This is a genomic window from Lysinibacillus sp. AR18-8, assembly GCF_001705465.1.
GTDB classification, from domain to species: Bacteria; Bacillota; Bacilli; order Bacillales_A; family Planococcaceae; genus Lysinibacillus; species Lysinibacillus capsici.
The window spans coordinates 169,405-189,725 of sequence record NZ_MDGU01000023.1; the positions used below are offsets into that span (position 1 = coordinate 169,405).

Below are 20,321 nucleotides of genomic sequence, written 5' to 3' on the forward strand. Positions count from 1 at the left end.
AAATGGGCGCATTATCGAAACGTGCTATCGGGGCGGCATTAATGGATCAACATATCACCCTTTTTGCTTGTCCAATCTGTCAGCAATCAATGCATGTCTATGAGCAGGGGAGATTGGTTTGTACTTCTAACCATTCCTTTGATATTGCGAAACAAGGCTATGTCAATATGCTGACACATAACGCCGCTTCTAAATATAGTAAGAGCCTTTTTGAATCCCGCAAGGCTGTTATTGATAGTGGGATTTATGATGCTGTAGAAGCCCGAATCGGTGAGCTTATAAGCTCTGCAAAAACGGTGCTCGATACTGGTTGTGGAGAGGGCTCACATTTAGCTCGCATTATGAATGATAGAGATCATGGTATTGGCGTTGGAATTGACATAGCGAAGGAGGGCATTTTGGCTGCAGCACGTCATTATCCTCAACAAATTTGGTGTGTAGGGGATTTAGCTAAAAGTCCATTTGCTCAAGCGAGTTTCGATGCCATTTTAAATATACTATCACCAGCAAATTATGAGGAGTTTAAACGACTTCTTACACCGAATGGCTGTCTTGTGAAGGTTGTACCGCAAAGTGGTTATTTGCGGGAATTGCGTGCTCAATTATATGCAGATTCAAACAAGGAAACTTATTCTAATGAACAAATTGTAGCTCGTTTTCAAGAAAGTTTTTGTGAGGTAAACGTAGAACGTGTAACTTATACTTTACCGCTTTCAGAAGAGCTAGTACCCGCTCTATTAGAGATGACACCAATGGGTTGGCATAAAGCAGAACAAACAGCCGCTGAACTAAATGAAATCACGATTGATGTGGATCTATTAGTAGGGAAGGTTTAAGTTGGTCACCTGCAATTGCAGTATACTGGTATTTTCGATTACAATGGGAATAACTATTGAATAAGGTAGGAATGTAACAGTGTATAAACTAGCAGCAAATGTTGTCAAAGTAATATTAAAATTAATGGGTTCAAAGGCTCGTGTATACGGAGAAGAAAACTTGCCGAAAGAGGGTGGGTTTATTATAGCTTGTACACATACTGGCTATGTGGATATTTTAAACCTTGGTGTAGCCATGTACCCTCGTGAAATTCACTTTATGGCGAAGAAGCAATTATTTGAAATGAAAGGGCTTGGCTGGCTTGTTAAGCATTTAAATGCTTTTCCGGTAGACCGTGATAATCCTGGACCAAGCGTGATTAAAATTCCTTCGCAGTTATTGAAGGAAGGTAAAATTGTAGGGATTTTCCCCTCTGGGACACGTAGTGCAGAAGGAACAGATTTAAAACAAGGGGCTATTACCATTGCACAGTTGGCAAAGGCGCAAATTGTTCCAGCTGCTTATGTTGGTGCACGTAATGTGGGTGATGTAATGAAGCGAGGCAAAGGCTATTTAATTTATGGTGAGCCTTTTTATGTAACAGGCAAGGGTAAAGAAGGTCGTGAGCAGTTTACTCAACACCTTGAGCATGAATTAGTTGCTCTAACAGAAGAACTACAGAAACGTATTCCCGTAAAATAAAAGCAAACGGCACTCAGAATCAAATTGATTTTGAGTGCTTTGTTGTAGGAGGAAAATAAAATGATTCGAGTACTTTTCGTATGTTTAGGTAATATCTGTCGCTCACCCATGGCTGAGGCGGTCATGCGCGACATGGTGAAGAAAGAGCATTTAGAAGATAAAATTGAAGTGGATTCCGCTGCTACTAGTTCATGGCATATTGGCGAACCTCCACATAGAGGTACACAGGATAAGCTTAGGGAATATGGTATTTCTACAATAGATATGCAAGGTCGACAATTACAAAAGTCTGATTTTGAAAAGTTTGCTTATATTATTGGAATGGATGAAAGCAATATTCGTAATATCCGCACAATACTAGGCAATCCAAACTCGCCAAAGATTTTTCGTTTTTTAGATTTAACAGCGCATCGTAAGGATGTCCCGGATCCTTATTATACAGGTGATTTTCAGGAAACCTATGAATTGGTGCAAGAAGGCTGTCGGGCATTGCTAGCAAAAATTAAACAAGAGCTGTTGTAAGATGGCGCTAAAATCGTAAATTTTAACAGCCATTTTTTTAGAAAAATGCTACCTTAAACATTGGTATATCTAGCTTTGTAAGCATCATTGTGTTATTATTTGCAGAGTAAAGATACGATAAGTATTTAATTACCATTTACAGATATACAACTGTGTATCTATTATTTTTATAAATTTATCTTTTGAAAGAGAGTGGAAACAATGGGGCGTAAGTGGAACAATATTAAAGAAAAGAAAGCGTCTAAAGATCAAAGCACAAGCCGTATTAATGCAAAATTTGGGCGAGAAATTTATGTGGCAGCTAAATCAGGCGAACCAGATCCAGAGTCAAACCGTGCACTTAAAGTAGTGCTTGAACGCGCAAAAACATACAGTGTTCCAAAACATATTATAGAAAAAGCCATTGATAAAGCAAAAGGTGGCGGTGATGAAAGCTTTGATGAATTACGTTATGAAGGCTTTGGACCAGCCGGCACAATGATTATCGTGGATGCTTTAACAAACAATGTAAATCGTACAGCATCAGATGTACGTGCAGCATTTGGTAAAAATAACGGCAATATGGGTGTCAGTGGATCTGTAGCTTATATGTTCGATTCAACAGCAGTTATTGGCTTAGAAGGTAAAACTGCTGATGAAGTACTAGAGATTTTAATGGAAGCTGATATTGATGCTCGCGATATTCTAGAAGAGGAAGAAGCGGTAATTATTTATGCAGAGCCAGACCAATTCTTTGCGACACAAGAAGCATTAAAGGCTGCGGGCGTAGAAGAATTTACAGTAGCAGAGCTTTCTATGTTGCCTCAAACAGAAGTGACTTTAACTGGCGACGATGTAGCGAAGTTTGAAAAACTAATTGATGCATTAGAAGATTTAGAAGATGTACAAAATGTTTTCCACAATGCAGATTTAGGCGAATAAATATTAACAAAATGAGTAAACCAGTAGCATTTAAGCTACTGGTTTTTAATTAGGGAGGAAAACGATGCAGACTGCTTTAGCCATTATTTTATTTTTAGTCACATTATTTTTTGTCATAGTGCAACCACGAAAACTATCAATTGGCTGGTCAGCCTGTATAGGAGCAGCTATTGCGCTATTAATAGGTGTAGTAACCTGGCATGATGTGTTAGAGGTAACGGGGATTGTTTGGAATGCAACGCTATCATTTATTGGTATTATTTTAATTTCACTCATCTTAGATGAAATTGGCTTTTTCGAATGGGCTGCTCTACATATGGCACGACTTGCAAAGGGAAGTGGAATTCGCTTATTTGTTTATATTAGTTGCCTTGGAGCTGTTGTATCGGCTTTGTTTGCGAACGATGGGGGTGCTTTAATTCTAACGCCGATCGTTTTAGCGATGGTGAGAAAACTGAACTTGAGTGAAAAAATGATCTTTCCATTTATTATTGCAAGTGGATTTATAGCAGATACAACCTCGTTACCGTTCGTTATTAGCAATTTAACGAATATCGTATCCGCTGACTTTTTCGATATAGGCTTTATAGATTATGCAGTTCATATGCTTGTACCGAATTTCTTTTCGTTAGTGGCAAGTATAGTAGTACTTTACATTGTTTTTCGCCGTTCCATACCACAACATTATTCTCTTGAGGCCGTTGAGCAACCAAGTCAGGCAATCCGAGATCCCAAATTATTTTCGATCGCTTGGTATGTAATTGGGATTCTATTAGTGGGCTTCGTAGCTGGTGAGGTTTTACACATCCCTGTATCTTTTATTTTATGTGGGGTCGCTGCAATATTCTTATGGCTAGCACAGCGTAGCTCTGTGGTAGATACAAAAAGAGTTGTAAAAGGAGCGCCATGGAATATTGTGTTCTTCTCAATTGGCATGTATGTGGTTGTCTATGGGTTAAAAAATGTAGGGATGACAGGAATGTTAGCAAATTTATTTGAACTTGCTATACAACAGGGCTTCGTAGTAGCAACGATGACAATGGGATTTGTCGCTGCCATTTTGTCTGCTGTCATGAACAATTTACCTACTGTTATGATAGATGCTTTGGCGATTTCAGAAACCAGCGCATCGGGCATGATGAAAGAGGGACTGATTTATGCAAATATAATTGGTACGAATTTAGGTCCAAAAATGACACCGATTGGTTCACTGGCAACATTGCTATGGCTTCATATATTAGCCCAGAAAGGCATTAAAATTAGCTGGGGACAATATTTTAAAATCGGTGTTATTCTTACCATCCCGACACTGTTCGTCACTTTAATTGCATTAATTATTTGGATATGCTTAATATCATAGATTTATTGTCGAAATAGTTGAAAAAATAGTACAATAGGAACTATTAAGATATTAGTATATCAGTATATTAAAGGAGGAAAGTATGCGAGCGACAGGCAAATTAAGCAATAAAATAGTGTTAATGTCATTGGTAATGTTAGTGGCTTTGTTATCTTTTTTCGTTATAACAACTATCTACACAGCAAAATCATCTGTTAATAAAACCATGGGAACACAGGCAGTTGCAGTTGCTGAGAATATTGCAAAACATCTAAATGCTGCTGAATATGAACAACTCTCAAAGGAACCAAAAGAATCTGAGTTATATTGGCGACTTCGAGAAGAGCTCAACGAATTACGTGAAATAAATGGTGTTCTCTATGCCTATACTTTCGCAGTACCACAGGAAGATAAAAAGGTACGTTTTTTAGTGGACGGTATGCCAGCAGATGATCAAGAAAATGCTGGAGCTATAGGAGATGAGTCCTCCACCACATACTACAAGGATATTGAAAAGGTAAAGAATACAGGAAGTTATTATTCCGCTATTTTACATAGTGATTTTGGAGATTATTTATCTGGTACTGTTCCATTAAAGGATGAGGCAGGGAATACTGTTGCCTTTGTTGGGGTCGATATAGAAGCAATAGAGGTAAGCAATGTTGCGAATGCCGTATTAACGGCTATTTTACCTGCATTAATTATTGTCATATTAGCTTTAACAGGTATTGTTATGTTCATCCTATATCGTTATATTAATGGAGCGTTAAAACCCCTTGCACATTTAGGTGATGCAGCACAAAGTTTTGCTCAAGGTGATATTGCTAAGGCAACGATAGCAGTGGAGAAAATCCAGCTAAAAGGAGCAAATGAAATTACAATATTTGCACAATCCTTCAGAGAATCACTACAAAAATTAAAAGAAACTTTCCATACGATTCAACAACGCACATTTGCTTTACAAAATGTTGTTCAAAAAATTGATGAGACTTCTCAGCATGTGGAAGAATCAAACGCTCAAATTGCAGATCGAATTATTGAAATTGCTGCTGGTAGTGAGCAACAGCAGCAAAATAATCAAGAGGTTGTATTAACTATGAATGAGATGTCAATTGGTATTCAACGACTGGCTGATACAACTTCAGAAATTGCGGAGTCATCATCAGCAATGACGGGACTTGTGGAAACAAGTGTTAGTCATTCTCAAGAAGTTGTATCTCAAATTCAAAACGTAGAATCTTCTGTTTTACGTACGGCTAATCATGTCGAGGAAATGGGTGATAAGTTCCGATCAATAGAAGAGATGGTGACCATCATTACGAGTATTGCGGATCAAACCAACCTACTAGCTTTAAACGCTGCAATAGAAGCAGCTAGAGCAGGAGAAGCTGGTAAAGGATTTGCGGTCGTGGCAGATGAAGTTCGTAAACTTGCAGAGATGTCTAAAGCATCTGCTGACGAAATACACATGCATTTAGAAAGCTTTAAGAAAATTACTGATCGAGCGTTACAAGAGATGGCTAGTAGTACCATAGATGTACAGGCAGGAAATAAAGCAGTGCAACACATAGGTGAAAGTCTAGAGAAAATATTGCAATCTGTCCTTGAGGTGAATAATAAAATTCAAGATGACTCTGCTGTCATTGAAGAAATGTCAGCAGGCTCTGAGGAAGTATTAGCTACTACCGAACAGATGAATGCTATTGCGAAGCATAGTGTCCTAGGAACAAAGGAAGTAGCAACTGCCTCAGATTTACAAGTAACGATGGTTTCTGAATTAAATGAAGTTGTAACAATATTAGATCAAACATCGAAAGAGGTTATAGAAACGATTAATACATTTAAATTATGATTAGTTTAGAACTATTTCTCTATAAGCTTACGTCTTGTGGAGAAATAGTTCTTTTTATTTTTGGCATTTAAAAATTTAACTGGAGATTAGCATAAAACAAACCATATTAAGGGAAATAAGAAAATAATTTGTGCTTTACCCATTGTGAAAACTTTCAAACCATAACATAATATAAAGTAATATATTGTTGAACGAAGAAAATAGGGGGGGCTAAAGTATGAAGTTTTTACGTTCAATACAGGGGAAATTGATTATTATTTCATTGGCACTACTAATTATTCCAAGTTTAATAATTGGTATAGTTAGTTATGGTAAGGCTAAGAATGGGATGGAGGATATAGGAGAACAGGTACTTTACAATAGTGTTGAATCTGCTTTGCAATTAATCGAGCTCGCAAACGAGAGTGTTGAAAAGGGTGACATACCCTTAGAGGTTGCACAGGAACGAGTAAGAGAAGCATTTCTTGGTCCGAAAGATAGCGAAGGAAAACGGCCTATTAATTATCCGGGTGATTTAGGGGAATATGGCTATATCTATGTGTTGGATGATAAGGGAACATTAACAACACATCCAACACGAGAAGGAGATAATCTTTGGAATGACCAAGATAGCAGTGGCAATTACTTTATTCGAGAAGTAACTGAAAAGGCACTTGATGGTGGTGGTTTTACACAATATGAATTTGAACTACCAGGTCAGGATGTCTTAGCGGATAAAATTATTTATTCTGAGAAAGATCCACATTGGGGATGGATTATTGCATCAGGTACATATATGCAGGATTTTAATGCAGAGGCGAATTCTTTATTGCTAGTAATTGGTTTGACATTAGTAGGTGCCATAATTATTGGGACAATCGTTGTCATTCTTATATCAAGACACCTGGCATTACCAGTTCAAAAATTATCTAAACGTGTACGTGAAGTAGCAAAAGGGAATTTAACGGTTGAAATTGAGCATTTACAGCGCTCGGATGAAATAGGACAGTTAAATGATGGCTTTAATGAAATGGTACATCAACTTAAAACACTTATTTCAGATGTGGAGGAAGCGATTGTAGAAATACAATCAACTTCAGCAAATTTAACCGCAGTAGCTGAAGAGACAAATGCCTATGGTGATGAAATCGTCAAAGCAATCAATGAAGTATCCAAGGGTGCAGTCAAGCAAGCATCTGATGCAGAGGATACAAACCGAACGGCTATCGAGTTTGCGCAGCAAATAGAAGGATTGCATGATAAAAATGAATTAATGTTAGATGCCTCACAGCATATGAAAAAATCAAATGAAGAAGGCCTAGTTAATCTAGAAAGCTTAAAGGATAAGTCGCGAGAGTCTTCAAATCTCGTTCAGAATATTCAGTCTGTATTTGGTAGTCTAATTGTCAAGGTACGTGAAATTGAAGGCATCGTGGGGACGATTACGGAGATTTCAGATCAAACGAATTTACTTGCACTTAATGCCTCTATTGAAGCAGCAAGAGCGGGTGAACATGGTAAAGGATTCGCAGTTGTCGCGGAAGAGGTACGTAAACTTGCTGATCAAACCTCTGTAGCAACTGAGCTAGTACGCACGACGCTAAAAGGCATTGAAAGTGAAACAAACTTAGTCAATGGTGAAATGCAGAAAACCCATATCATTGTAAGTCAACAAAATGATTCTGTCATGGTAACAGAATCATCCTTTAAAGAAATCAAATTAGCTGTTGAAAAAATCATAGCCATTATAGGCGATACAACAGATAGCGTAGAATATTTAAATAGCTCTAAGAATACGATTATGCAATCGATTGAAAGCATTGCGATGATTAGTGAAAAGAATGCTGCTGCGTCTGAAGAGGTAACAGCATCTGTAGATGAGCAACAACGCGCAATACAACTCGTTAGCGAATCTTCCAATGATTTAACTGATGAAATATCTGCCTTACAGGAGTCTATTAAACGATTTATATTGAGATAATATCTTTCAGGATGCTTGCTTAACAAGCATCCTTTTCTTTTTATCATCGTTAATAAAAGGTAAAGGAGGAATGATTTGTGAGAAGGTGGCTGATGACAATTGGTGTTATTTTAATCGGTATTGGAATCGTTCTTTATATTTGGCTGGGAAAAGAAATTGATCAGGGTATGGAACCGAATGCCAATGGTTCAGCTGATTATATGATTATATTGGGAGCAAAAGTAAGGCCAGGTGGTGTACCATCGCTTTCATTAAAAAGTAGATTAGAGGTGGCTGTTCCATACTTAACAAAATACCCACATGTTAAGGTCATTGTGTCAGGTGGACAAGGACCTGATGAAGATCGTACAGAGGCATCTGTAATGCAAGACTATTTGGAACAGCATGGCATCGATGCCGCGAGAATTATCATAGAAGATCAATCTACATCTACTTATGAAAATTTAGTATTCTCTAAAGATTTATTACCAAAAGAGACAAAGAAAATTACCATCGTTTCAAATGACTTTCATTTGAAACGTGCAAAATATCTTGCTGAATCGTTAGATTTTGAAGTAGATGTTCTATCAGCAAGAACACCAAAGTCAGTAGAAGCAAAATTAAGAATAAGAGAAAGAGCGGCGTTATTAAAAACATATATTGTGGGCTATTAAAACAACAACGCCATTATATTTAGGAACTGCTTCTTTCTCAAAAAATCATGGAACAGAAAAGAGATAATTGTTTCTTAATAGATTCTATTTGGCATATAATAGAAATATTACGGGGTATAGGACAGAAAGAGGGGACTTTAATGACAACGTTTAAAGAATATCAATACAGCCGTCCAAATGTGGCATCAATGAAAGAGCAGCAATTAGCACTCATTGAGCAATTTAAACAAGCACAATCGATGGACGAGCAAAGTAATATCATTGAAAAGCACAATGCAATTAGTAATGACTTTGCGACAATGGCTAATTTAGTATATATTCGTGCTTCAATCGATACGAACGATGAATTTTATCAAGCAGAACGTGATTATTTCGATGAAGTAGGTCCTGAGCTAGAAGAAGTAACGACGGAATACTATAAAGCTCTAATTGATTCACCATTTCGTGAGCAATTAGAAGAAAAATGGGGACAACAATTATTTGATCTAGCAACTTATCAAATTAAAGGCTTCTCACCAGAAGTTATTGATTTGATGCAAAAAGAAAACAGACTTGTTTCTGAGTACAATAAGCTTGTTGCATCTGCACAAATTGACTTTAATGGGGAAACATTAACACTCGCTCAACTTGGTCCGTTTGCAGAGTCAACGGATCGAGAAACACGTAAGGCAGCAACGGATGCTCGCTTTGGCTTCTTTGCACAGCATGAAGATGAATTCGATCGTTTATATGATGAACTTGTCAAGGTACGCCATGAAATTGCGATTAAACTTGGCTATAACAACTATGTTGAACTAGGCTATATTCGTATGAATCGGATTGATTACAATGCTGATATGGTTAAAAAATTCCGTGATCAGGTACGTGATTTAATTGTGCCTGTTGCAACGAAGCTTTACGAGCGTCAGGCAAAGCGAATTGGCATTGAAGATTTTAAATTTTATGATGAAGCACTTAACTTCTTATCAGGTAATGCTACACCAAAAGGGAATCCTGAGTGGATTGTAGCAAACGGTAAAAAAATGTATGAGGAGCTTTCACCTGAAACAGGAGAGTTCTTTAATTTCATGATTGACCATGACTTAATGGATCTTGTAGCGAAGAAAGGGAAAGAAAGTGGCGGTTATTGTACGTTTATTGAAAACTATCATTCCCCATTCATTTTCTCAAATTTTAACGGTACTTCAGGTGACATCGATGTATTAACACATGAAGCTGGACATGCTTTCCAAGTTTATTCAAGTCGTAACATTGGCATTCCTGAGTATTTATGGCCTACCTACGAATCTTGTGAAATTCACTCGATGAGTATGGAATTCTTTACTTGGCCTTGGATGGAGCTGTTCTTTGAAGGTGATACAGAGAAATATAAATTTACACATTTAAGTAGTGGTCTTTTATTCTTACCATATGGTGTGGCAGTAGATGAGTTCCAGCATGTTATTTATGAAAATCCAACAATGACTCCTGCTGAACGTAAAGCTGCATGGAAAAAAATTGAGGAAACGTATTTACCACACCGTGACTATGATCATAACAGCTACCTAGAGGCTGGGGGCATTTGGCAACGTCAGGCTCACATCTATGCAAGTCCGTTCTACTACATTGATTACACGTTAGCACAAATTTGTGCCTTCCAATTCTGGAAACGTTCACGTGAAGAATTTGAAGCGGCTTGGAAAGACTATATTCATCTTTGTGGTTTAGGTGGCTCTATGTCCTTTACAAAGCTTGTAAAAGAGGCAGGTTTAATCTCGCCATTTGAGGATGGCTGTGTTGAATCGGTTATTGGAGAAATTGAGACATTCTTAAATTCCATAGATGATTCTTCTCTATAATTGATGACCTTAAATTCGTTTCACTTCCACGATAACTATTATTGTGGAAGTGAGCGAATTTTTTAGTTTGTCAGAGGAGTTCTGTAAAAAAATACTAGGATACTTGCGAAATGGTTAATATATCAGTAGTATTTTCAGTAACTGCTATTAAAGGAAGTGAAAGAAAGTGACAAGGAAAGTTTGGTTTCAAGTAGGGGTAGGGATACTACTTACACTATTAATCATTAAATATTTTATAGAAATTCATTGGATTTTTTCACCGCTTGTCATCATATTAAAAGCCATTTTTGTGCCTTTACTACTTGGTGGTGTTCTCTATTATGTGACGGAACCAATTCAGAGATTTTTAGAAAAACGTAGATTTCCTCGATGGGGAAGTATATTGACGATTGTGTTCGGACTAATAGCAATGGTAGGTATTTTTGGCTGGATTATTGGTAACCCGATTGCCGAGCAGGTCAATAAATTAGTGAAGAATGCCCCTATGATTAGTACGAGTATTAGTACGAGCATCCAGCAACTAACAGACTATGTAACGCAAAATAAGGATAACTTCCCTGAGCAATTAAATGATGTTATCGAAAAAATGGCGAATTCGGTACAAGATATTGCAGTAGTGGCGAGTAAAGGTTTTGTGTCCTTTTTACAATCCATTGTATCTGTGTCGTTATTAGCCATTTTAATTCCGTTCTTCTTTATTTTTATGCTGAAGGATCATGAGAAGTTTGCTCCATCCATCTATAAATATTTCAGTGGTGAACGTCAGCAATGGGTAAAGAAAACGTTAAGTGAAATTGATGATGTATTACGTACCTACATTCAGGGCCAACTGCAAATTAGTTTTTTATTAGCACTAATAATGTATGTAGGCTATTTAATTATCGGATTAGACTATTCGTTATTACTAGTGATTTTTGCATTCTTTATGAATATGATTCCATTTATCGGGCCTTGGATTGCCTTTGCGCCAGCCCTGATTGTGGCAGTTATTCAAGATCCAATTTTAGTGGTGTGGGTTTCGGTTGTGACGCTGGTTGCTCAGCAAATAGACAGCAACTTTATTACACCTAATGTCATGGGGAAATCACTTGATATCCACCCCCTTACCGTTATTACAATTATTTTAGCGGCAGGTAATATAGCAGGTTTTATTGGTATTATTATCGCTGTACCATTTTATGCAGTCTTAAAGGTTATCGTATCCAATATTTATGATCAACGTAATGCAATTAAGAAAAAAGCGACGAAGTCAGTATAGGAGTCGAAACAATGGAACAAGAAATTGTAAAGGTATTTAATGAACAGCATGAGCAAATTGGGACAGCTACGAGAGCGGAAGTGCATGAAAAGGGGCTTTGGCATGAGACTTTTCATTGCTGGCTTGTAAATGAAGACTATATTTATTTTCAAGTACGTAGTTCACAGAAAAAGGATTATCCAGGGTTACTCGATATTACAGCAGCAGGACATCTTTTAGCGATTGAGACAGTAGAGTCAGGCATTCGAGAAGTAAAAGAAGAATTGGGACTTAATATTGATGTCCATGAAGTTGTCAAAATGGGCATGACATCTTGTAGTATCGTTTCTGAAAATATGATCGACAATGAATTTTGCCATGTCTACATATATCCTTTCAAGCATGATTGGGATTCCTTTGCTTTGCAGTATGAAGAAGTATCGGGTGTAGTTAGAGCGAGGCTAAATGAGGCGGAGGCTTTCTTCTTGGGAGAAACGACGACACTTAATATTGAAGGGTATGAATATTTCCCTGATGGTCAACGTGTGAGAATTGTCAGACCAGTAGGTACTGCACAATTTGTTCCTTATCGGGAATTGTATGTTGCACAGGTGATAAAATTCACACGTGAAAAAATATTTAATCAAACCTCATAAGTTTAAATAGGATAAGCTATAATATTAGCTTGTCCTATTTTCTTGCGCAAAAATGATTTAGAAACGACACGATATAATAGGAAAAAATGAGTTATACTGTTAGATAGAATGTAAAGAAAAGGAGCATTTTTTATATGCTAACATTTGAACAAAAACAAGCGATTATTGAATCGTTTTCTGAGCTAACAAAAAAAGAAATTTCTTTAAAGCGCCTAAATTATCATTACATGGACAGTCTTTACGAAAAGACGATTGTAGTTGAGAAATTACATCCAAACGGCAATGGCTTTGTCTTTGTAGGAGATTTATTACGCTATGAGAATGAGGCTAATGATAAAGGATTAGTAAATATCCGCGATTACGATGAACAACAACTTCGTGAAATTATTGAAGACGCAATCCAATATTTATCTGAAGAAGTAGAAGAGCAGGAGCCAATTGTAGAGATTTGGCATAGTCGCGATGGTAGTCAGTTACAGCTAGCTTTTGAGCAACGTTCGTGGAACGTGTATCATGGAGACAATCTGGAAGAGGCATTTGGTACGTATGAGGCAGCAAAGGAATATTTACTAGAAGAAGGCTTTCGTACAAAGAAATAAAAAATACGGGGGATCATGATAGATGAACGGAAAAAAATTAGTGGGAATTGTTATTGTTGTTGTGATTGCGGCATGTTTATTTTCAGTTTATACCATTACTAATTTTTATAAAAATCACGAAGAACAGCCAAATCGTGAAAATCGTGAAATTAATAAGTCAAAGAGCTTGAATTTAATTTTGCCACAGGCTACAATTATCTCGAATTCAAGATAATTGAGAGGTGACTGTCAGTGCAACATATTTTTTATAAAGGTACAGACGAAACAAAGCCGACATTATTATTGCTACATGGTACAGGTGGTAATGAGGAAAGTCTTATTGGGCTGGCAAAAGAAATAGATGAAACAGCCAATATTTTAAGTGTTCGCGGAAATGTACTTGAGCATGGAATGCCACGATTTTTCCGCCGATTAGCCGAAGGTGTCTTTGATATTGAGGATTTAATCTTTCGTACAAAGGAGCTTCATGAATTTTTAAAGACGTCAGCACAGCAATATGGCTTTGATCGCCAACGAATTGTAGCAATAGGGTATTCGAATGGTGCTAATATTGCAGCAAGCTTATTATTCCACTACGATGATGCGTTAGCAGGAGCTATTTTGCATCACCCAATGGTACCAAGACGTGGTATTGAATTACCGCAACTTTCTCCAACACCTGTGTTTATCGGTGCTGGTACGAATGATCCGATGTGTACAGCACAGGAGTCTGAGGATTTAGAAACTCTTTTAAGTGCTGCAGGTGCCAAAGTAACGACGAAATGGTTTAATTTTGGTCATCAACTAACAATGCCTGAAGTACAAGCTGCAAAAGAATGGTATAAAAGCATCTACGCTTAATTGAAAAATCCACCTCCTTTTATAAGGGAGGCGGATTTTCTTTATGTTATTTACTTTTCTTTGAGAAAGGAAGCCACCAGTTCCAATCACCAAACAGCTTCATGAGACTAGGCACAAGCATAAGACGAATAATTGTTGCATCAATGGCAACAGCAATAGCGATACCCACACCAATTTGCTTCACAGGCATTACATCTGTGAAGGCAAATGCACCTGTAATAACAATCATGATAAGCGCTGCAGATGTAATTATTCGGCTAGTGGATGTTAAGCCATCAATTGTTGCACGCGTATTATCGGAACCCTTTAAATATTCCTCTTGGATACGAGAAATTAAAAAGACTTCGTAGTCCATACTTAAGCCAAATACAAGACAAAAAACAATAACTGGAATGATTAGCACGATGGAGCTTGCTTCAATACCAAAATGACCATATTGGAAAATATAAACGAGTATCCCGAATGCAGATGAAAGCCCAATAATGTTCATGATTATTGCCTTTAACGGAATTAAGATAGAACGGAATGCCAACATTAAAATAAAGAATGTAGAAACGATAATAATTGCTATAGCTAAAACAATTTTATTAGCAATTTCATCAAAGATTTCTTGGTTGAATTTAGCTGGTCCACCAAGTGCAAAATCCACGCCCAGGTCTTTGTCCATCCATGTTCGGGCAAATTTTTGAGCTTTAGAGGAAGAACCTGCTGCATCAATTGTAATTGGAACAAATAGCTGTGTATCCTTTGAAAATGAATTAATAACAGGTTTTAATTGTTCAGCAACCTGTGGAATAGCTAAAGAAGCAGAAAGCTCCTCTGGTGTTTGAATGTTAGCAGCTGTATAAATAGTTGAAACATTAGTCACTAATGGGTCCTTTAATAGCTTTTCTTGAATAGTATAAATTAGCTCTCTACCCTCAGTATCCTCCCAGCCATCTTTTCGTTCAGCCAACAAATATAATGTAGAAGATTCACCTAGTCCAAACGTTTCATCTAATTTATCGTATGCTGCACGAGCATCATATTTCGTAGGTAAGGAGTCCACCTGTGGAATGGTTAATTGGATATCCTTTAAAGGGATCATGCCGATGCCTAGTAATAATAATGCTGAAATCACTATAGCTACTGGATGCTTCATGACAAAACCTGCAAAGCCACGCCAACGATTTGCCCCACCTGGTTTAACGCGTATTAAGCGCCATTTATTAAGTCTATCTCCTAATAGCATCATAGTGGCAGGAAGTAATGTTAAGCCAGAAAGAACGGCTAACAGGACGACTATAGTGCCTCCTAGGGCGATATTATGAAAAATTTCTACATCAATGACAATCATCGCACCTAAGCCAATCATGACACAGACTGCGGAGAAAATGATAGAACGACCTGCTGTCTGAATAGCAGTTTGAATGGCTTGAGCAATAGAAGTATGTGTGCGTTCTTCTCTGTAACGATTAATAAACAGCAACGCAAAATCAATACTTAAAGCCAGCCCAAGCATTGGAACAATATTTAAGACGAAAATAGATAGATTTACATTAGCACTGAGCAGTGTCATCATACCAAAGGCGGTAACCACTGTCACAACACCAATGACGATTGGCAAAATAGAAGCAACAACTGTACCGAACGCTAATAAGAGAACCACGATGGCAATTGGCAATCCAATGGCCTCAGCTGATGCCAAATCCTTTTGACTAGCAGTATTTATGTCAGCAGAAATAACAGGCCCTCCAGTGATACTAATTCCGTCTTTTTCAATTAATGAACGGAATTCCTCAACAATGTCAGGAAGGTTTTCTACATCGTTCTTTATGTGAACCATAGCATAGGCAATACCATCTTTCCGTAAAGAGGAGTCTTCTAAAGGTGATTGAATAGAATGAATCTCTTTTATGCTATCTAATTTTTTTAAAGTGTCTTCAATTTTCTGATCTTCAGCTGGATCAAAGACAACCAAAATCGTATTAGATGGTAAATCAAATTTTTCTGCTAGCTCGTTGGTAACATAGGTATGATCTGCTTCGACAAAGAAACCATCACCTTGAAGTTTGCCTGGAAGCTGTAAAGCAAAGTACGCCATTGCTAGAAAAATAATAAGCCATATGACTACGATTGCTTTCGCATGTGCTGTAATAAAAGCTGAAAAAGTTTTCATAGTTGTTTATACATCCCCCTTTTCAATTAGTGTAAAGGATGTGTCACATTTTGTCGTGTGACAAAGTAAAGACTCCCATCCACTTTTTGGACAGGAGTCTTACTATTAAAAGAATAATGATAATATGAAATAAATAACAGATGCCATAACGGCAGAAATTGGCATTGTAATCACCCAAGTAGTAACAATCTTTCGAGCCATACCCCAGTTTACACCACGCACACGCTGTGCTGAACCAACACCCATAATGGAGGAAGAAATGACATGTGTTGTTGAAACTGGTAAGTGGATTAGCGTAGCGCCAAAAATAACAGTAGCAGATGCTAAATCTGCCGCAACACCATTAACAGGGCGGATTTTCATAATCTTACCACCAACCGTTTTAATGATTTTATAACCACCAATTGACGTACCTAGCCCCATTGCTGTAGCTGCAGCAGCACGCACCCAGAAAGGTATTTCATCTCCAGTGTGCAAGCCACCAGCGATTAACGCCATCGTCATAATCCCCATCGCTTTTTGCGCATCATTTGTACCATGGGTGAATGATTGGATGGCAGCAGTAAAAATTTGCATTGTACGGAAACCTTTATTCGTCCTATATAAATTTAAATTTTTAAACCATAGTTTAAAAAGAGTCATCATAATAAAGCCTGCACAAATAGCAAGTAAAGGTGAAAACACTAAAGCCATGATGATTTTAGTAAAGCCGCCATAGTTTAACACATTAAAACCAGCGGATGCGATTGCAGCACCGGCAATAGACCCAATCAATGTGTGTGAAGAACTTGACGGAATACCGAAATACCATGTTAATAAATTCCAAATTATAGCTGAAATTAATGCAGCTAAAATAACGACTGAGCCAGTTGTGTCTCCTTCAAAAGCATTTAATGCAAAAGGATCTACAATATCTTTTGTTAGAGCTTTTGCAACCCCTACAAAGGTGATAGCACCAATAAAGTTCATAGTTGCCGCCATAATGATTGCCGTGCGTGGCGGCAATGCTCTAGTAGAAACCGAAGTTGCAATAGCATTTGCTGTATCATGGAAGCCATTGATAAAGTCAAATGTTAGGGCAAAGATGACGACCAGTACGGTTAATATAATGATTGTGTTCATTGTAAAGTGCCCATCTCCTAATTATGCGTTACGCATGATAATTGTTTCCATAGTATTTGCTACGTTTTGACAATGATCAGCGATATCTTCAAGTTGTTCATAAATATCCTTAAATTTAATGAGGCGGATTGGATCTTTTTCATTTAAAAATAACTTCTTAATAGAAGTACGTTGTACCTCATCACATTCACGTTCATAGTCTTTAATAAGAATTGCGTGTGGACGCATGCCAATTAGATTCTTTTTCTTTAACTCTTCTGTCGCTTTGACTATTTCATCAGCACTTTTTGAAATAAACCCTAAGAAAATGCGCATAGATTCATCAATCTCAGTGAGCGAAAACATTTCAAAGTGTGCAATACAGTGTTCTGTTCCATCTAAAACATCATCCATACGAATGGCGAGCTCTAAAATATCCTCACGTTCAATAGGTGTCATGAATGATTTGTTTAACATGACAATCAGTTCATGAATAAGCTTATCACCAGCAGTTTCATAATTTTTCATTGTAATGCTAATCTCTTTTAGGTCAGCTACACTGTTAATACGAAAATCATTTGCGTAATGTACAGCCTCTCTCATATTTTCAGCAATTTTATGCAATGCAATAAAGAAAGGGTCTTGTTTTTTTGAGTTAAGCATGTGAATCGAATCCTCCTGGATATAAATAAATTAATCGACCTCTAAACTTTACTATCATAACAAAATCTTTAATTTATCTACATAAAAATTTACTAATCGACATGAAAATTTACATTGCTGTAATATACAATTCGTTCACAAAATATAAGGTAATCCAGCTGTATTTATTTTTATGAGTACAGATAAAACCTTGTTATAAATGGCTATTCTTCTGTAATGGTGACTTATTAGTACAGATTAAGACACGAAAGATAATAGAAGGTAATAAAAATAGCGCATTCGAATTGTAAAGGTATTGTAAATTCATTTGATAACCAGAAGAGTACCTTCTTATTCTTAAGAATATCTTCATTTTTATCCTCCCTCTTTATTAAGAATTGTTTACTACAATGGAAAATGAATAGGAAAGGAGCGTTTATTAACTAATGATTCAGGTTGAAAATTTACAACATACATTTTTAATTGGAAAACGAGGGAAGGAAAAGCAAGTGCCGGTATTGAAAGGTGTGAACTTCGAGGTCCATAAAGGAGAAATTGTGGCCATTGTAGGTAAAAGTGGCTCAGGAAAATCGACCTTATTACAAGTTCTAGCTGGTTTTATGAAGGCTGAACAGGGCTCTATTAAAGTAAATGGAAAGGAAACAGCCCATCTAACTGAAACAGAAAGTGCTGCCTTCCGTTTACGTCAATTCGGTTTTATTTTTCAAAACTTTCAATTAATGCCTGGTTTAACTGCTTTTGAAAATATCGAATTACCTTTAAAGCTACAGGGTTTGCGTAAGGCTATGCGCAAAGAAAAAGTGAAGAAATTAATGGACAAGGTTGGTTTGACAGAAGTAGCAGACCATTATCCCAATGAATTGTCAGGTGGACAGCAACAGCGTGTCAGCATTGCACGAGCCCTTATTACGAATCCTCCTATATTACTTGCTGATGAGCCAACAGGGAGTCTCGATTCAGAAACCGAGCAGGATATCTTATTGCTTATTCAAAGTTTAAATCGTGAATTAGGGCTAACTTTTGTCATTATCACGCACGATGAAGAAGTAGCTACTATCGCACATAGACGCTTCCGCATGTACGATGGAGAACTTGTAAAGGAGGAAGCTTAACATGTTATTTAAGGATCAATTAGATTTTGTAACACAGCATATCAAGAAAAATAAGCTGCGTGTGTTTATGACGATACTAGCTGCAACGATGGGCTGTGCCTTTTTAATCGTGCTAGCATCCGTTGGTTTTGGTTTACAGGAATCTTTACGTAATGAAATTCTTTCAAACGAAACAGTTACAAAAATTCAAGTATATGGCGATAAGCAATTAACTGAAGAACAAGTACAAGAAATTAAAAAAATGGAACATGTAGAAACGGTGCTTGAAACAATTAGTGTCAATGCTACCGCACAATCATTTTTTGAAGATCGTGATACTACTTCTAATTTAATATTGTCAGATATGCAGGACTTTGAACAGGTAAATGGAAAGCTTGCAAAAGGGCGTTATCCAACGAAATCTAATGAAATTGTTGTAGGGTATCATTTTGCTCAAACATTATTGAATGAAAAAGAACGTGATGTCATTGCGGAAAAAAGTAAAAAGGCTGAAGCAGAGGGTACGTATTATGATGGTAGTGAAGAGGGCTATAAAGAATCATTGATTGGAAAGAACATAGACCTGTCCTTAGTTCCTCACACGGGTACAAATGATGAAACGCAAAAAATGAGCTATACAATTGTTGGCGTAATGGAGAAACCTTCTTATGATTGGATGGTTGATAACGCTATTCATATGGACAAAGAGCAAAAGGCAATATGGGTTGAAAATTTATCTACAGATAATAACATGGCAGAGGATGAGCTGTTTTACTCTGAATTTAATATTTATGCGGATACATTAGAAAACGTAAAACCAATTTTAGAGAAGTTAAAAGATAAGGGCTATAGCGTATATTCAGTAACAGAGCAACTAGATCAAATGAATGTATTTTTCCTTGTCTTAAAAATTGGCTTAATCTTTGTTGGTACAATTGCTGTATTGATTGCTTCCATTGGTATTTTTAATACAATGACAATGGCTGTGACAGAGCGAACACGTGAAATTGGTGTATTAAAGGCAATTGGGGCAAGTCCGAAGCTTATACAACGGTTATTTTTAATGGAAAGCACATTTATCGGTATTTTTGGTACGCTAATTGCGGTTGTCATCTCGTATGCTATTAGCTTTGCGGCTAATGCAGCATTACCATTAATTCTTAAGGCGGCAACAGGGGAGGAAGCTTTTGCAACAAATGATATAACATTTTCTCTTATTCCATGGCAACTAGTCATTATTGCAGCAGCCATTAGTGTTGGTGTAGCGATGATTTCAGGTTATCGCCCAGCACGTAAAGCAACAAAAATTGACGTTATTCAAGCTTTACGACAAGAGTTATAATAAAAAAGGCGGTCCAATCAACATTGGATCG

The 20,321-nt window shown here is 37.1% G+C and carries 19 protein-coding genes; 16 read left to right on the plus strand and 3 right to left on the minus strand.

Annotated elements, in window-relative coordinates:
* Positions 1 to 2 precede the first annotated feature (2 nt).
* From BFM98_RS17120 to BFM98_RS17185, 14 genes are all read left to right on the plus strand, one after another.
* Entirely contained in the window at positions 3 to 836 is an 834-nt protein-coding gene (locus tag BFM98_RS17120; RefSeq protein ID WP_066037997.1) for a putative RNA methyltransferase, read from the plus strand.
* A 79-nt stretch (positions 837 to 915) separates the two neighbouring features.
* Positions 916 to 1,518, plus strand: coding sequence for a lysophospholipid acyltransferase family protein (locus BFM98_RS17125; RefSeq protein ID WP_048394163.1), 603 nt, complete (start codon positions 916 to 918; stop codon positions 1,516 to 1,518).
* Positions 1,519 to 1,578: 60 nt separating this feature from the next.
* The gene (locus tag BFM98_RS17130; RefSeq protein WP_066037998.1) at positions 1,579 to 2,040 is read left to right on the plus strand and encodes a low molecular weight protein-tyrosine-phosphatase; all 462 of its coding nucleotides are present in this window, start codon (positions 1,579 to 1,581) and stop codon (positions 2,038 to 2,040) included.
* Between the two features lie 201 nt (positions 2,041 to 2,241).
* Complete coding sequence (locus BFM98_RS17135) at positions 2,242 to 2,961, plus strand: YebC/PmpR family DNA-binding transcriptional regulator (RefSeq protein WP_004231899.1); 720 nt, start codon at positions 2,242 to 2,244, stop codon at positions 2,959 to 2,961.
* Positions 2,962 to 3,025: 64 nt separating this feature from the next.
* A complete protein-coding gene (locus tag BFM98_RS17140) occupies positions 3,026 to 4,321 on the plus strand; it encodes an arsenic transporter (protein WP_054549627.1) in 1,296 nt (431 codons plus the stop codon).
* A gap of 82 nt (positions 4,322 to 4,403) precedes the next feature.
* Entirely contained in the window at positions 4,404 to 6,152 is a 1,749-nt protein-coding gene (locus BFM98_RS17145; protein WP_066037999.1) for a methyl-accepting chemotaxis protein, read from the plus strand.
* Positions 6,153 to 6,369: 217 nt separating this feature from the next.
* The gene (locus tag BFM98_RS17150) at positions 6,370 to 8,112 is read left to right on the plus strand and encodes a methyl-accepting chemotaxis protein (protein ID WP_066038000.1); all 1,743 of its coding nucleotides are present in this window, start codon (positions 6,370 to 6,372) and stop codon (positions 8,110 to 8,112) included.
* A gap of 77 nt (positions 8,113 to 8,189) precedes the next feature.
* Positions 8,190 to 8,765 carry a YdcF family protein gene (locus BFM98_RS17155; RefSeq protein ID WP_066038001.1) on the plus strand — a complete coding sequence of 192 codons (576 nt, stop codon included), beginning with the start codon at positions 8,190 to 8,192 and terminating at the stop codon, positions 8,763 to 8,765.
* 140 nt (positions 8,766 to 8,905) lie between these two features.
* Positions 8,906 to 10,603 (plus strand): M3 family oligoendopeptidase, encoded by a 1,698-nt coding sequence (locus tag BFM98_RS17160; protein ID WP_048394174.1) that lies wholly within the window; start codon positions 8,906 to 8,908, stop codon positions 10,601 to 10,603.
* Positions 10,604 to 10,769: 166 nt separating this feature from the next.
* Positions 10,770 to 11,861 carry an AI-2E family transporter gene (locus tag BFM98_RS17165; protein ID WP_048394176.1) on the plus strand — a complete coding sequence of 364 codons (1,092 nt, stop codon included), beginning with the start codon at positions 10,770 to 10,772 and terminating at the stop codon, positions 11,859 to 11,861.
* Between the two features lie 11 nt (positions 11,862 to 11,872).
* Positions 11,873 to 12,496 (plus strand): NUDIX hydrolase, encoded by a 624-nt coding sequence (locus BFM98_RS17170; RefSeq protein ID WP_036079462.1) that lies wholly within the window; start codon positions 11,873 to 11,875, stop codon positions 12,494 to 12,496.
* Positions 12,497 to 12,630: 134 nt separating this feature from the next.
* Positions 12,631 to 13,095, plus strand: a complete 465-nt coding sequence (locus tag BFM98_RS17175; protein ID WP_004231915.1) for a hypothetical protein — start codon at positions 12,631 to 12,633, stop codon at positions 13,093 to 13,095.
* Positions 13,096 to 13,117: 22 nt separating this feature from the next.
* Positions 13,118 to 13,309, plus strand: a complete 192-nt coding sequence (locus BFM98_RS17180) for a hypothetical protein (protein ID WP_004231917.1) — start codon at positions 13,118 to 13,120, stop codon at positions 13,307 to 13,309.
* 17 nt (positions 13,310 to 13,326) lie between these two features.
* Positions 13,327 to 13,935 carry an alpha/beta hydrolase gene (locus BFM98_RS17185; RefSeq protein ID WP_066038002.1) on the plus strand — a complete coding sequence of 203 codons (609 nt, stop codon included), beginning with the start codon at positions 13,327 to 13,329 and terminating at the stop codon, positions 13,933 to 13,935.
* A gap of 46 nt (positions 13,936 to 13,981) precedes the next feature.
* Here the strand turns inward: BFM98_RS17185 and BFM98_RS17190 are convergent, their stop codons facing one another.
* From BFM98_RS17190 to BFM98_RS17200, 3 genes are all read right to left on the minus strand, one after another.
* Complete coding sequence (locus BFM98_RS17190; protein ID WP_066038003.1) at positions 13,982 to 16,093, minus strand: MMPL family transporter; 2,112 nt, start codon at positions 16,091 to 16,093, stop codon at positions 13,982 to 13,984.
* Positions 16,094 to 16,198: 105 nt separating this feature from the next.
* Positions 16,199 to 17,215 carry an inorganic phosphate transporter gene (locus BFM98_RS17195; protein ID WP_004231925.1) on the minus strand — a complete coding sequence of 339 codons (1,017 nt, stop codon included), beginning with the start codon at positions 17,213 to 17,215 and terminating at the stop codon, positions 16,199 to 16,201.
* A 21-nt stretch (positions 17,216 to 17,236) separates the two neighbouring features.
* Positions 17,237 to 17,857, minus strand: coding sequence for a DUF47 domain-containing protein (locus BFM98_RS17200; protein WP_004231927.1), 621 nt, complete (start codon positions 17,855 to 17,857; stop codon positions 17,237 to 17,239).
* Between the two features lie 425 nt (positions 17,858 to 18,282).
* On the opposite strand from BFM98_RS17200, the gene BFM98_RS17205 reads away from it, so the two are divergent.
* Positions 18,283 to 18,969, plus strand: a complete 687-nt coding sequence (locus tag BFM98_RS17205; protein WP_048394180.1) for an ABC transporter ATP-binding protein — start codon at positions 18,283 to 18,285, stop codon at positions 18,967 to 18,969.
* A gap of 1 nt (position 18,970) precedes the next feature.
* Positions 18,971 to 20,290 (plus strand): ABC transporter permease, encoded by a 1,320-nt coding sequence (locus BFM98_RS17210; RefSeq protein ID WP_048394182.1) that lies wholly within the window; start codon positions 18,971 to 18,973, stop codon positions 20,288 to 20,290.
* Positions 20,291 to 20,321 lie beyond the last annotated feature (31 nt).